13 protein-coding genes and 1 pseudogene are annotated in these 13,695 nt (G+C 42.7%); 8 read left to right on the plus strand and 6 right to left on the minus strand.

Annotated elements, in window-relative coordinates; genetic code table 11:
* Window positions 1–165 (minus strand): transposase (locus tag O9H85_RS38025; protein ID WP_409348189.1); only part of this gene is annotated, 165 nt, incomplete at its 3' end.
* Window positions 166–188: 23 nt separating this feature from the next.
* Here O9H85_RS38025 and O9H85_RS31740 point away from each other — a divergent pair.
* The 7 genes and pseudogenes from O9H85_RS31740 (at window position 189) to O9H85_RS31770 (ending at window position 6,244) form a co-directional block, all read left to right on the plus strand.
* A pseudogene (locus O9H85_RS31740) lies at window positions 189–769 on the plus strand (anthranilate synthase component II).
* A 28-nt stretch (window positions 770–797) separates the two neighbouring features.
* Window positions 798–1,067 (plus strand): acyl carrier protein, encoded by a 270-nt coding sequence (locus O9H85_RS31745; RefSeq protein ID WP_269885391.1) that lies wholly within the window; start codon window positions 798–800, stop codon window positions 1,065–1,067.
* Between the two features lies 1 nt (window position 1,068).
* The gene (locus O9H85_RS31750) at window positions 1,069–1,311 is read left to right on the plus strand and encodes a hypothetical protein (protein WP_269885392.1); all 243 of its coding nucleotides are present in this window, start codon (window positions 1,069–1,071) and stop codon (window positions 1,309–1,311) included.
* Window positions 1,312–1,329: 18 nt separating this feature from the next.
* The gene (locus O9H85_RS31755) at window positions 1,330–2,487 is read left to right on the plus strand and encodes a beta-ketoacyl-[acyl-carrier-protein] synthase family protein (protein WP_269885393.1); all 1,158 of its coding nucleotides are present in this window, start codon (window positions 1,330–1,332) and stop codon (window positions 2,485–2,487) included.
* A 1-nt stretch (window position 2,488) separates the two neighbouring features.
* Entirely contained in the window at window positions 2,489–3,349 is an 861-nt protein-coding gene (locus tag O9H85_RS31760) for a hypothetical protein (protein WP_269885394.1), read from the plus strand.
* Window positions 3,339–5,645 (plus strand): Rv1355c family protein, encoded by a 2,307-nt coding sequence (locus O9H85_RS31765; protein ID WP_269885395.1) that lies wholly within the window; start codon window positions 3,339–3,341, stop codon window positions 5,643–5,645. Before O9H85_RS31760 ends, O9H85_RS31765 begins: the two co-directional genes overlap by 11 nt.
* On the plus strand, window positions 5,642–6,244 hold the full coding sequence (locus O9H85_RS31770; protein ID WP_269885396.1) for an N-acyl amino acid synthase FeeM domain-containing protein: 603 nt from the start codon (window positions 5,642–5,644) through the stop codon (window positions 6,242–6,244). Before O9H85_RS31765 ends, O9H85_RS31770 begins: the two co-directional genes overlap by 4 nt.
* A 271-nt stretch (window positions 6,245–6,515) precedes the next feature.
* Here the strand turns inward: O9H85_RS31770 and O9H85_RS31775 are convergent, their stop codons facing one another.
* From O9H85_RS31775 to O9H85_RS31795, 5 genes are all read right to left on the minus strand, one after another.
* A complete protein-coding gene (locus tag O9H85_RS31775; RefSeq protein ID WP_269885397.1) occupies window positions 6,516–7,334 on the minus strand; it encodes a GGDEF domain-containing protein in 819 nt (272 codons plus the stop codon).
* 366 nt (window positions 7,335–7,700) lie between these two features.
* A complete protein-coding gene (locus O9H85_RS31780; protein ID WP_269885398.1) occupies window positions 7,701–8,285 on the minus strand; it encodes a hypothetical protein in 585 nt (194 codons plus the stop codon).
* Window positions 8,286–8,550: 265 nt separating this feature from the next.
* Window positions 8,551–9,645 carry a GerAB/ArcD/ProY family transporter gene (locus tag O9H85_RS31785; protein WP_269885399.1) on the minus strand — a complete coding sequence of 365 codons (1,095 nt, stop codon included), beginning with the start codon at window positions 9,643–9,645 and terminating at the stop codon, window positions 8,551–8,553.
* 287 nt (window positions 9,646–9,932) lie between these two features.
* Window positions 9,933–11,216, minus strand: coding sequence for a uracil permease (uraA, locus tag O9H85_RS31790; RefSeq protein ID WP_269885400.1), 1,284 nt, complete (start codon window positions 11,214–11,216; stop codon window positions 9,933–9,935).
* Window positions 11,217–11,720: 504 nt separating this feature from the next.
* Window positions 11,721–12,509: a DeoR/GlpR family DNA-binding transcription regulator gene (locus O9H85_RS31795; RefSeq protein ID WP_269885401.1), complete on the minus strand. Its 789-nt coding sequence runs from the start codon at window positions 12,507–12,509 to the stop codon at window positions 11,721–11,723.
* A 233-nt stretch (window positions 12,510–12,742) separates the two neighbouring features.
* Between O9H85_RS31795 and O9H85_RS31800 the strand changes: the two genes are divergently transcribed.
* Window positions 12,743–13,681, plus strand: a complete 939-nt coding sequence (locus tag O9H85_RS31800) for a metallophosphoesterase family protein (RefSeq protein ID WP_269885402.1) — start codon at window positions 12,743–12,745, stop codon at window positions 13,679–13,681.
* Window positions 13,682–13,695: the final 14 nt, after the last annotated feature.

The following is a 13,695-nucleotide window of genomic DNA, read 5'->3' on the forward strand; positions in this document are numbered from 1 at the left end:
CAATTGCGAGAGGTTCTGAACCGCTTCTGATTTCCACCGATTCAGGACATTGCTATGAATGCCGTGCTCTGAAGCGAGCTGCGAAACCGACTTTTCTTCCTTCAGAATTTCCAGTACGATGTGGGCCTTTTCTTCCGGCGTAAACTTCCTTCTACTGGTCGTCATACAACTAAGAAACTCCTTTTTTTCTGTCTAGTTTCTATGTAGCATTATACTTTACCTATAATTTGGTTCAATATTTATTAAAATTAGGAAAAAAGAAATAGTTGTATATCGAAATGATGAAATAACGGCAGATGAAATTGGCAAAATGAAGCCTGACCATATATTGCTTTCTCCTGGACCAAGTAATCCTGACCATGCTGGCGTTTGTTTGGACGTTGTTCAAAAATTTCATCGGAGCATTCCAATTATGGGAGTGTGCTTGGGACATCAAATTATTGCGCAATCCTTTGGAACTAAAATCGTCAAAGCCAAGCAGCCTATGCATGGTAAAATTTCCGAAATTGTTCATGACGGCAAGTCTATTTTTAAAGGGATCCCTTCTCCCTATAAAGTAACCAGATATCATTCATTGGTTGCCGAAAGGGAAACCTTGCCCGATTGTTTTGAAATTAGCGCAGAAACCATGGACGGAGAGATCATGGCGTTACGTCATAAAGAATTTTCGGTCGAAGGAGTTCAGTTTCATCCGGAATCGATCTTAACCGAATATGGTCTGGAGATTCTTGGGAATTTTTTCGGAGCTAAAATGTATGCTTATCAATAAACCGAATCTATATTAAAGGAGAATATTTATGATGCGCCTTGAAGAAATGGGGGAGACCGTTTTATCAATAATTGAAAATAAAATGAATTTCAAGATGGATAGGTCCCTTATTAATGGAGAAACCGTATTAGGTGTAGAGGGAATGGGATTGGACTCGATTGCAATCATTTCGTTATCGAATCATTTGGAAAGAGAATATGGAATTTCGCTAACGGATGATGAAATTGCCGTCTTTCATGGAATGAATTTAAATGATATATGTCATTTGATTTTGGAAAAAAATAAAAACGAGGTATAGAATGATGATTACAAAAGAAGATATTAAATCTCTGTTGTTGGAGAGGAAACTTTATGCCCCTATAGACGAAGAACAATTGAACAACGGTTCGGAATTTATTTTGGATTCCTTATCGTTATTATGGTTTTTAGAAGGATTTGAAAAGAAGTTTGGAATCCAGTTGTCATTGGAAGATCAAGAATGGAACGAATTCACATCAGTTGATTCTATTTATCAAGTGCTAAAGACAAAGGGTTTGACATAAAAAGCAGGTGAAGTTTATATGAATAAAGTCGTAATTACAGGTTTCGGTGTACTCACTCCTTTTGGATTTGGCGAAGATGCGATAGTCCGTCATATGTTTAATGGTGATCACGGATTTAAAAAAACATCAAGATTTGATTCTTCGCGATTTCGTTCTTCTTATTCCGCTGAATCGAACTACAACGGTTCATTATTAGAACTGAGTATACAATTGTCTCAGGAAGCCATTGAAATGGCTGGATTACCGCGTGATGTGAATGCCAATGTTCTCATTGGCACGTCCGGCGATTTTGATATCTTGATGGATTATTGGAAGCAAAAGTTGTCCGGGAACGCACCGGGTGTACCTTTACTTGAGAAGATGGCTTCTTATCATGCGGAGAAAATTGCCGCTAACTTCGGATTTAATGGGAAAACGATTGGATTTAATAACGGTTGTATAGCGTCCAGTAATGCGCTCGGCATCGGTTATGAAATGATTGCTCAAGGGAAAGCGAATGTAGCCGTTTGTGGAGGCTATGCATTAGTTTGCGAAGAACAGGTTTCCAGGTTTAATTCAGGCAGAGCCTTATCTAAGGACGGATTAATAAAATCATTTAGTGCAGATCGTTCCGGTTTATTGCTTGGTGACGGCGGAGCCATATTTGTGTTGGAAAGCGAAGAGCATGCCCAAAGCAGAGGTGCTTCGTGTCTGCTCGAAATTTGCGGGTGGGGGATGACGTCTGATGCTTTTCATATCACCCAACCTCATCCTGAAGGATTAGGTATGGCCATGGCCATGGAAAAGGCGCTGAGAGCGTCAAACATAGAATGCCATCAAATTAAGTATATTAATGCGCATGGTACAGGTTCGGTTGTAAACGATGATAGGGAAACGAAAGCTTATAAGAAGGTTTTTGGTGATTTGGCGACTGCTATTCCAGTATCGTCAACGAAGACGATGACAGGTCATAGCTTGGAAGGAACCGGAGCGATGGAGACGGCTATTTTGTTAGTTTCCATGAAACATAATTTTATTCTTCCTACCATTCATTATCTCAATAAAGATCCAAATTGTGATCTTGATTATGTTCCGAATGAAGGGAGGAAAGTGAGCTCTTTGGATGTTACGATGAATTTAAACGCTTCTTCCGGAGGAAATAATGTAGTTACGGTTTTCAGAAAGACGGTGGAATAAAATGAAGAATAGATTTGCCATTACCGGAATGTCGATTATGGGAAAATGGGGCTCGGGCATAGATCAATTCATTGATTTTTGCGATGGAAAAGTCAATGACGAAGTGGAAATTCCTATTGTACCCGGATTTGTTAAATCTAATTTTAGTCCTTTGGTTTATCATAATATCAAAAAATTAATGGAAACCTGTACATTGAATAAAGGAAGCCGGACAGCCATTTTGCTTGGGAGTATATTTGGCGATTCAATTACCGATGATTTGTCTGTTTGCAATTCGGTTCAACGGCAACCCTTGGATCCCCTATTATTTGCACAATCCATCCCGAATGCAGTTCTCGGTTTTATATCCAGACAATTTAATATGACCGGTACTTTTTCGTGTATCACATCAATGGATCCTCTATTAACAGTAATGTTAGAGATGTCCGAATTGTTACTATGTTCTGACGATGCAGACCAAGTGGTATTAACTGCTGCAGAAATTGCAAATCCTAGAAACGATGAAATTTATTCTCAATATTTTAAAACGGGTTGTAAGACTAAACATAGGGATATTGTTGCTTCAATCGTTGTGGAAACAGAGGAAAATGCCTTAAAGAATCACCGTCCCATTTTATTCTACATTGACGAGTATAAGGAGCTATCGCAGCATCATGATTTGGTCAATGAAGATGTAACATTGGATTTTTCCCATGACCCGTTACTATTCTCTAGCACCTATAGTTTTGTGAAATTACTCCTGACATGGGATCAAATGAAAAAATCGAATATTCAGTCCGCAAGTATTATAGATCGTAATCTAAATCATAAAGCGGGAAAAATTGAAATTTCACTTCCGATGGAGGGAAATAATGAGCACTAGCCTTGAACTATTACAGAATCAGGCTTCTTTCGTGGATTTAGACGCTGAGAAAAACAGATATAGACCTATTATATTTGACTTATCTGTTCAGGAAGATATGGAAGCATTTGAAGAGCTGATGAAAATAAACCGTTTGTGGGGAATTCATGATCAGATCGAAACCCAACTGACAGATTTAGCAAAATCACGGTCGCCACATAAAAAATTAACTTCACTTGAGCTGGAACTTGAGGTTGCGAAAATTGTTAGGGATGTACGTGTAAATCAATACGGAAGGTGGGTCTATTTTCCATGGTCCGGAAGATTAGTCCATTTATTGCCTCCGGAAGAATTTCATGAATTACGATTAGATCGCAACCGGAATAAAATCACGTATGAAGAACAAAAACAGCTTGGAAATGTAACGGTAGGCATTGTAGGACTCTCGGTCGGTAACGCTGCAGCTCTGACCATGGCCTTAGAGGGTGTATTCGGACACATTAAACTAGCGGATTTTGATACTTTGGATTTATCTAATATGAATCGGATACGTGCCGGCGTGTATGATCTCGGAATACCTAAAACCGTATTGGCTGCAAGGCAGATCTATGAGATAAATCCTTATGCGAACATTACTTTATATAATCAAGGGGTTACATTAGACAACATCGATCAATTTTTAAGCGGGACTCCAAAGGTTGATATACTCATTGACGAATGCGATTCCATCAGTCTGAAGTTTTTATTGAGAGAAAAAGCAAGGGAACTAAAACTGCCTGTTTTAATGGAAACCAGTGACCGGGGCATGCTGGATGTTGAAAGATTTGATTTGGAACCCTCTCGGCCGCTATTTCATGGACTATGCGGCAATTTAACTTCAAAAGATATTCATGTTTGCGATAATGAAACCAAAATTGAGGCTGCTCTTTCCATTATCGGAACCGATACGATTTCCTCTCGCTCGGCGGCTTCCATGATCGAGATTGAACAAACCATTTCCACATGGCCGCAGCTGGCATCCGATGTCATTCTCGGAGGCTCCAGTTTAACAGCCGCAGTAAGAAGAATAGGACTCGGAAATCGTTTACTCTCGGGGAGGAGATATGTTGATCTGGATAACTTCTTAGACCAAGGTGGCGTACAAACCCCTGAACCCTCTTATCCTGCTCAAATGCCTGAGCGTGGATTGGCTCAACCGAGTAAAAAAGAAGAGTTTATACCGGAGCTGATTCGATTTTTTGTAAATCATGCTGTTCTTGCTCCATCCGGAGGTAACTGCCAACCATGGCAATTTTGTTATCAACATGACAAACTCCACATCATTCATGATCGCAAAAGATCAAAAAATTTACTGGACACAACAAATCATGGAAGTTATATAGCGCTTGGTGCTGCGATTGAAAATATAGTGATTGCCGCCAGATTTCGTCAATATGATTCCAAAGTCAATCTATTTCCTTTTGATGAGAACCGCGACATCGCAGCTTCTATCGAGTTTGCACCATTTCAGGATATTTACCCGGAGCCGGAGGAATCACTATATCATGAAATTTCCAAAAGAGTAACGAATCGACATGTGGATTCAACTGATTTGATAACTGAAAATGAACTTGATCGTTTAAACGAGGCATTGATGTCCGACAATTCAAAGCTACACTTAGTGACGGATAAACAAGTTATGTGTGAAATTGCTGATTTGTTAGGGCAAGGCGACCGCATTCGTTTTCTGAATCCGGAGCTGCATCGGGAAATGATGGGGGAGATTCGGTGGAACGACAAACAGACCTTAGAAACGTATTATGGCATTGATCTCAAAACTTTAGAAATGACCTCTGCACAAGCTGCAGGAATGAGACTTTTGGCTCGTCCCGAGGTTGCTAATATTTTGTATCAAATGAATGGAGGCAAAGCACTTGAAAAAGGTGCAAAAGATTCAATCGCTTATTCCTCAGCTGTCGGTTTAATTTCGATGATTGGCCGTCAAAATGAGGATTGGATAAAAGCCGGAAGACAGATTCAACGATTATGGCTGACTGCAACCAAATTAGGATTGGCATTTCAACCGATGACAGCCCTGCTTTTTATGTTCGATTTACTTCATCAAGGTTCAAATACATTATTTAGCGCTATAGAAAAAGCTGATCTGATGAATTTGCATAGCGATCTTTACCGATTATTCAACCTGCCCCCGGATATGACGCCGGTTATGCTCTTCCGTATAGCTAAAGCGGATGAAGTTACAATAAGGTCTTTAAGATTGCCGGTTGATTGGGTCTTGACTAAGGAATTACCTTCCATTCAGGAGGTAAGAGTATGAAAGGTAAAGTAGAAATCTTACAAACAGAGGAAGACATAGAAGAGCTTTTCCGATTAAGGTACCAGGTGTTTGTTGAGGAAGAAGGAAACATGGAGCCAAAACCCGATGAACAGATTTATGATGGATTCGACAAAATCTCAATGAATATAGCTGCGATTATAGATGGAAACATTGTAGGAGGTTTAAGATTAACAGCTCCTTCCGAATCCGGAATTCCAGCTGACGAGTTTTTTGATTTTCATCGCTACATCCCGGAGCATCCTGCTCGTTGCGGTGGAGGAAGTATGTTATGTATTTCCAGAAAATACAGGAGATCCATCAACTTGATTATTGCCTTAAACAGCTTATTTTTTTATTGGGGCATATCTACAGGCTTAACTCATATTTATGGAGCGGCTAATCCTGTCAGGGAACCATTTTTTGTAAGTAAAGGATATCGACGTCTTAGTCCGCCATTTTATCATGAGAAGAAAAAATTAGATTGCTTACCCGTAATCATTGATCTGAATGAAATAAAAGAACCTTATTTGTCCGTTGTCCAAAATCATATTGCAAACCATGGGCTTGGTTCAAAGGAGCCAGTGTTATTCGATATGTAAGTATCGCCAATGGAAATCAAGAAGGCGATCAAAAACTGGAAACCCGACGACTATAGGATATAACTAAAGTAAAATGGAGAAGGCACATGAAACATATGTATAGCACGATAATGACGGAAAGGAGGTGAACATACAGCATCTTTTACATACAATTGGGGATTTTCTGTTGAAAACGAGAATGTTAAACAAAATTTAGAAGGGATGAAATCCATGCCAAATCCTATTGTACATTGGGAAATTTATTTTCTTTATCTGTCACTTTATTAGCTAATCAACCTACTTGTACTCGATTGCGTCCTAAATTTTTGGCTTCATATAGTCTTAAATCTACTCTTTCAAGAATATCTTGATAGGATTCTGATTTTTTTAATAGGGTTACACCTGCTGAGATGGTAATCTTAACTGGAGTTTTTCCATTCATGAAGGAAGCATTTTCGATAATACATCTTAACATTTCCGCGATTATTTCGGCATCTTGAATATTGGTATGAGGTAAGATAATAATGAACTCTTCTCCACCCAAACGTACTATAGAATCCATTTCACGCAAATTATTTTTGATAAGATTAACAAGAGTTGTTAAAACTTGATCACCAAAAACATGTCCGTATTTATCATTGAGATTTTTAAAATAATCAATATCTATTGCAATTATGGACAGAGAGCTTGTGATACGGTTATATACTGGAAGTGCTCTTGTGAAATAAATTTCTAGATATCTTCGATTAAAAGATTTTGTCAAAGGATCAACAAGAGTTAATTGTTCTAATTCGGTTGTTTTTTTATAGGTTTCAATTCTAAAATATGAGAAAAACAATAATACAGTGAGATTAACTAACGAATTTATAAATTCCAGAACGATCGATTGTATAGGTAGAGTAACAAAATCGATTACACATTTGGTAATGACCCAAAAAGCTATTATTGATAATGCCAGTACCCAATTTGGGAAGAGAGCAATCAAACAAAGGCAAGGGATAATTAATATGATCCCTATAGATAGAAAACCTACATTTTTTCCCAATGAAAAATAAATGATTAAAGAAAAAATAGCAGAAAATAAAAACCAAAGTGACTTTTTACCGGTCATAAGAAGTACCGGCCTCCTTATGATTAATAGTTATAAAGAACAGAAGTTTAATGGGGTTCCATGTGGGTTTTACATCCTTCTGGATACAAGGTTTGTTCATTAGTGAAGTTCGCGAGAAATGATAAAAAGACCACTTTCCTAAAGTGGAAAATGGTCAGTAGCGCTACTAGCTCATTCAATTCAAGCGCCCTAATTTACGGAATTATATTCATCGCTTCCATTTTAGACACTCTAATTATACAATCAACTGTAAGTATCGACAATAGATACCAATTTATTTAATAATTTATTTGAAATTATCACTTCAAACTTTACTGCGCTTCCAATATCGTCTGGCGGTACTCTTAGAATATCTGCGCAAGTAAGTTATTTACTGTTCTTCAATTTATTGGAATACAGAAGAGGAATGCCTAGCCAAACAAAGCCGCCACCAGTAATTGCTCCACCGATTGCGGAAAAGACAGGTCCTGCATTTCCTGCAAAACTGCCTAATGCGAATATAATCGTTCCAATAACCAAGAGTAGGCCGCCCCATCGTGGCAGTATATTATTTAGCATTGTTGAGATACCGAATAATAACATCCCGGCAACGAAAATCAGTGACCCCGTTTTAATTAAATTTGGCACATATGAGTTAAATACTAGGCTTGTATCGACGCCGGAAGCACCGGCAATCTCCACATAGACGATAGCGCAGACGACGATCGTGCCCACTACTCCCAGCACCATTCCAAACATTCCAAGTAAACCTCTTCGCTCAGCCTGTGCCTCGTAAAGTCCAATGAATGCAAAGACGACGACTAAGTGAGCGGCAAAGACCAAACTTGCTCCCAGCACCGTACCAAATTCTGAATTTCCGAAAAGATTGAGGAAATGGGCAAGAAAAAAAAGTATTCCGGATGTAACTGCACCGAGCCCTCCTAAAATCTTGAATGAATGCGTTGATGACATAATAATTACCCCCTAGATAGTATTCCTCATCGTCACTCATGTTCAACATTCGTGTTGAGTCCACATTACATGGGAATGAATAACAATTCCAAGATAGAGGCCTCTCGTTATATTATAATTGCCCCATAGTGGCATGGAAATAGAATTCAAAATAACTTAATTAAAGGAAATCGGGTTAACAACTTGGTAAGCGGAAGTTTTACGTTTTGGATGTTGGAAAGCGCTTTTCTATGAAGCGAAACATAAGGCATCCGCCTTGAACGCTTCAACACGGGAGCTTATTTCTATTTCGTATAAGAGCAATGATCAGCAGTAATAAGGGTACGATCGTTTGTATGGAAAGCATGTAAAAAGGACCTGTTGTTGAGAAGAAACGCGCTAATTCCTGTAGACTGGAGGTGGACCAAATACTAATCAATACCAGTAAAATACCTATGGGCAATACGATAAGACGATACTCGGAAATATTTAACCATTGGGCGGTTCCAAGTGTGACCGCATAAAAGAATACGGATATTTTTATAAAAACTCCTCCAACATAAATGGCCATCACAATCGCTTCAAGATGCTCGAAAAAATCGGCGATCCTAATATACCGAATAGCGGTTAACATGGGATAAGTTATACTGCCCGTAATATCACCTAATAATAAAAGCGGAATGATATCAAAAAGAATAAATGTAGGGACTATAAGATGCACAGCAGAGAAGCCCCATTTTATTCCTCGATCTTGATCTTTTAAAAAGGGAAGCAAAAAAGCAATAAGCAGTAAATCACTGTAAAAGCTGCTCGAAATAATGGCCCCCTTGATGGAAGGTGTTATGCCATTTTCCATGACTGGGAACAAGTATTTTAGTCTCAAATCCGGTATAAGCAACATGATTGATATTACTAAAGCTATAAACAGAAACTGTTCAACGAGCTGCGCACACCTCGCAATGACTTCTAAACCGCCTCGAACCGCCAAAGAACAAACGAAGACCATACTTCCTAAAATAAATACCATGGGGGTTCTGTTAAGAAAAGATGAATTTATAAACTCCCCGTACTCCCTAATGATTGTGCCATTGATATGCAAATAAAATAATAAAAAAATAAATCCGAGGATTTTACCGGGTATTACACCGATGATGTGCCTGCTATATTCAACTACTGTCTGCTTAGGATACATTTTATTCAATTGATATACGAGATACACATTTAAGTATCCGATTATGCAGGCAAGAATAGGCGATATCCAGGTATCTTGTTTGGCATGCATGGCAGTGATCGAAGGCATTTGGATGAGGCCAGAGGCCATAATCGTCGGGTGCATCATAAGCACCATCTGAAAACCGGATATTTTACCTTTTTCAATCAAGATTTCTCACCCCGTACTTCCAAATAATTCTATAAGTATGCCCAAAAATGAAAAGAAAATCCATCAGGCGGGCGGGTGAGGGCGTGGTGCCGTTTGTTGCTCAGTGTTCGAGTTCCGGCGTTCGTAGCCCAATCCCAGCGCTTCCAGCAACGGGCTGATTTGGAAAGTGATTGAACAGGGGACTCACGAATTAAATAAGAGAACCTCCGATCCCGCCTTGCCGGCGGTTTTGGAGGTTCTTCTGTTCTTATTATTGGACTAAGCGAATTCCTGCGCAGCGTCCTTTTCTAATGATCCATGGACTCATTAAGAAGCCCCAGCTTCTCCAGCAGCTTGAAAAACAAGCTGAGCAGGATGGCGACCACGGTAGCCAGGGCCATACCTTTCAAAGAGAAGCTGCCGATCGATACGGTCGCTCCGCTGATCCCGATGACGAGCACAATGGTAGTAAGTGTGAGGTTGCTGGCTTTGGAATAATCGACCTTCGTCTCCACGAGCATCCGGATTCCCGAGGCTGCAATAACACCGAACAGCAGAAGCGATACGCCTCCCATGACCGGGGTCGGAATCGTTGTGATCAAAGCCGCGAGCTTGCCGAAAAAGGATAAGACGATGGCGATGACCGCCGCTCCCCCGATGACCCATACGGAGTAAACGCGGCTGATGGCCATGACGCCGATATTTTCTCCGTACGTGGTGTTGGGTGTCGATCCCAGGAAGCCAGACAAAATCGTAGATATCCCGTTGCCCATCAACGAGCGGTTCAGACCCGGATCCCGGGACAAATCTTTGCCGACGATGTTGCCCGTCACGATCAGATGACCGATATGCTCCGCGATGACGACAAGAGCGGCCGGAGCGATGATGGCGATCGCCGAAAAACTGAACTCAGGCCGGTAGAAGACGGGCATGGAGAGGAATGGAGCCTTCGCGACCGGCTCATAGTTCAAGTAGCCTAAGGCAAAGGCCAATACATAACCGCAGACAATCCCTACAAGGATAGGGATAATCTTGAGAAAGCCGCGGAATACGACCGAGCCGATCACCGTGATGAGCAGCGTCGCAGAGGAAATCGCTATGACTTCAAAGTTCGGCTTCCAGTCCGCTCCCGCGGCAGCCGGCTTGATGAAGCCCGCCATCTCGGCAGCGACCGGCACAAGCTCCAGTCCGATCACAGCGACAATAGCACCCATGGCGGCCGGCGGAAAGACGACATCCAACCAGCGGGTCCCCGCAAAATGGATGATGAGGCCGACGAGTGCAAAGATGACACCCGAAACGATAAATCCGCCTAGCGCAGCCTCGTAGGATTGGCCGCCTGCCAGGACGGCGAAAACAGGGGACAAGAAGGCGAAGCTGGAGCCGAGGTAAGCTGGGATTTTGCCCTTGCAAATGAGCAAGTACAGCAGCGTGCCGATTCCGTTCATGAGCAATATGGTGGCAGGATCTACCTTGAACAGCACAGGTACGAGCACGGTCGAGCCGAACATTGCGAACAGGTGCTGCAGGCTTAAAAAAAGACTTTTGACTAACGGGGGACGTTCGTCCACTTGGATGACTTCTTGCTGCACTTCCGATCTACTCCTTCGGTATTCAAACTGAAAACATCTTGTTTATCTTATCAGATCTCGGTCAGTTTGCCAGCTTTTTCACAAAAAAAAGCTTCTGCCGATCAGGCAGAAGCTTGGGTAAGAGAGCTCACGAGCCTGATTCGTGATTCAATCGCCCATGTTGTATTCCGTAAATTAGTCGGAGCACGCGTCACAGACTGGCTCTGGAGCTCGAACTCCTTGTCCCAACTTTCTGCCGACAGCGCTCCACGCCTTTTCTGAAATACCCTAACGCCATATCATAGGCGGAAGAGGCCTTGGCCCGGTTTCCCGCATCCAAATTCAACCTAACGAGCTGTAGGATCTCCTGTTCGTCCGCTATTCTTTCCGAGCCCGATTAAGATGGTTGACTACATCAAACGAGTTCTCTCCATACCTATCATCCTTTCCGTATAATCATCTGCCTAATCGGATATGGATGACCTGTTACGATTCATCGTTGATCTGACTATAGATCAGCTTCTCTTATCCAAAATCCGGCGCAGAATCGCCGACAAGTACGTTTACCCCAAGGGACTCGATGGCGTCGATCCATTCTTTCGGACAGCCGGAGTCGGTAACGACCATGGAGATTTCTTGAAGCCGGGCGATACGCGCAAACGTCGTAATGCCAAACTTCGAGTGATCGCATACGAGAATCGCTTCTTCCGACCGTTGGATCATGCTTTGCGAGACCGTCACTTCTTCAAGTTGATAGTCCGTAATGCCATCAGCCAGTGAGATGCCGCCAGCGGAAATAAAAGCTTTGTTTACCTTGAACTGATCCAGCAATTGATGCGTGATGGCTCCCGTAGCCGCTTGATACCGGGCATTCACTTCCCCACCCGCAAAAATGATCTTCCCCCGGAATATTTCCAAGGCAAGGGTAAGGATCGGAATGGAGTGGGTGATGATCGTCACGTCCGGGCGATCCTTGAGATGGCGCAAAATTTCAATTGTGGTAGTGCCATTGTCCAGCATAATCGTCTCGCCGTCTTTGACCAGGCTGGCGGCCAGTCTCCCTATGGCGGCTTTCTCTTCCCGCTTCATCTGTGACCGTTTCGGAAAAGGCGGCTCGATGTGATCGAAGCTTGCCTTCACCGCTCCACCGTACACCTTCCGCAGCTTGCTCTCCTTCTCCAGTCGGTCGAGATCTCTACGTATCGTTTCCGTCGATACATTCAGATGCTCCGCGAGGAGATGGACCTTGACTTTTCCTTCCATTTCCAACTGATCTAGGATGGTTTTCTTGCGATCCTCATAGGTCAAAGACATCTTATTAAAGCCTCCCAATGTGACCGATGATTAGGTATGCTGAGGTTTGTTGTTGTTTTTAACAGTATAAAAGATCGCAAAATTCATGTCAATGAAGGTATGTATGTATAATATAGATTGACAGGTAACCAGATCGGCTATACAATAGTCGGGAATCAACATAATTTTTTAATAAAACAACATGAAACAACATGTATACAACGAAATCTATTTATGGAAAGGGAATGGTCCTGATGAAATCTTCTCTTGCTTTCCGCAGTGATGGAACATTTACGATTGTACAGTTTACTGATATTCACTGGCAAGACGGCGGCCCGAAGGATCAGCAATCCCGTCAATTAATGGCGTCCGTTCTGGATTCAGAGAAGCCTGATCTCGTCGTGTATACGGGCGATATCATCTACACGGGCCGTACGTCCCTCGGGGAGCCGGTTTGCGAATTTCCCGGGCGGGCTTTTCTGGAAGCCGTTGAATCTGCAGAAGCGCGGGGAATTCCTTGGTCGTTTGTCTTCGGCAACCATGACACGGAGCTGGGGATAACGAGAGGGGAGCTGATGGATGTGGCGCTTAGCCAAGACCATTGCACAGTCCCTGCCGAAGCTGAGGAACGTTACGGGGTGGGAAACTATCGGCTTCAAATTGCAGCCACTGACGGGACGCCTGCCGCGGTGCTCTATTTCTTTGACTCGGGCAATCTTTCACGGGTCCCTGGCGTGAAAGGCTACGACTGGATTCACCCGGATCAGATCGGCTGGTACATAAGCCAATCCGCAGAGGTTAACAGATCCTTGACGGCAGCCAAGCTTCCGGCGCTGGCGTTCTTTCACATCCCGCTGCCGGAATACAAGGAAGTATGGGCGGGGGGGAACTGCCGCGGCCACCAATTCGAGGAAATATGCTGCGCCCAAGTGAATGGTGGACTTTTCGCTGCGCTGTTGGAAACCGGGGACGTGATGGGCACGTTTGCAGGGCATGATCATGTCAACGACTACTGGGGTGAGCTGCATGGCATCCGTCTTTGCTACGGCCGGGCCACAGGTTATAACACTTACGGACGGGAAGGCTTTCAACGGGGCGCGCGCGTTATCCGTCTATGGCAGGGTGTCCGCGATTTTGAAACCTGGCTGCGTCTTGCCGACGGATCCAGGGTCATCCAAGCGGCAACGCAGTGAAACATATGATATCG

The sequence above is a fragment of the Paenibacillus gyeongsangnamensis genome (assembly GCF_027533625.1).
Taxonomy (GTDB): domain Bacteria; phylum Bacillota; class Bacilli; order Paenibacillales; family NBRC-103111; genus Paenibacillus_G; species Paenibacillus_G gyeongsangnamensis.